The sequence below is a fragment of the Mesorhizobium sp. M7A.F.Ca.CA.002.05.1.1 genome (assembly GCF_003998335.1).
In the GTDB taxonomy this organism is placed as follows: domain Bacteria; phylum Pseudomonadota; class Alphaproteobacteria; order Rhizobiales; family Rhizobiaceae; genus Mesorhizobium.
The window spans coordinates 1-453 of record NZ_RZQI01001646.1 but is presented as its reverse complement, the minus strand read 5'-3'; the positions used below and the strand labels follow the sequence as shown (position 1 = coordinate 453).

1 protein-coding gene and 1 pseudogene are annotated in these 453 nt (G+C 60.9%); both read right to left on the bottom strand.

Annotated features, from left to right (window positions below):
* The coding region (locus EN939_RS37560; RefSeq protein ID WP_127272161.1) for a VOC family protein at window positions 1–287 on the bottom strand (287 nt) is incomplete at its 3' end.
* Window positions 288–300: 13 nt separating this feature from the next.
* A pseudogene (locus EN939_RS39640) lies at window positions 301–453 on the bottom strand (RidA family protein); the annotation flags it as partial.

Genomic DNA, 453 nt, shown 5'->3' with positions numbered 1-453 from the left:
CCCCAGGGCTCGTCGGCCGGTCCGTATTCGATGGCGAAGCCCGCCGCTTTCATGGCATCGAGCGCCGCATCGACATCATCGACCTCGATCGAAAGATCCGGCACCGGCGTTTCGGAGCCGCCTTGCGCCATGAAACTGACCTGGACATCCATCTTTGCTTGCGAGCCGTAGGTGGCGATCCAGCCAAGGTCCATAAGCACATCGAGGCCGAGGACATCCTGATAGAAACGCTTGGCCGCAGTGGCATCCGATGTCTCGATATTGGCAACGATGCGCCGGACTTTCATCGTCGGTCGCCTTTCAAGCCGTGCGCCGCAGCGCCGTCACCTCGATCTCGATCTTCATTTCCGATCTGTTGAGCTGGCAGACGATCATCGTCGCCGCCGGCCTGATGTCGCCGAACGTCTCGCCGAGGATCGGGAAGACCACGTCCACGAAGGCCTGGTCAGTGAT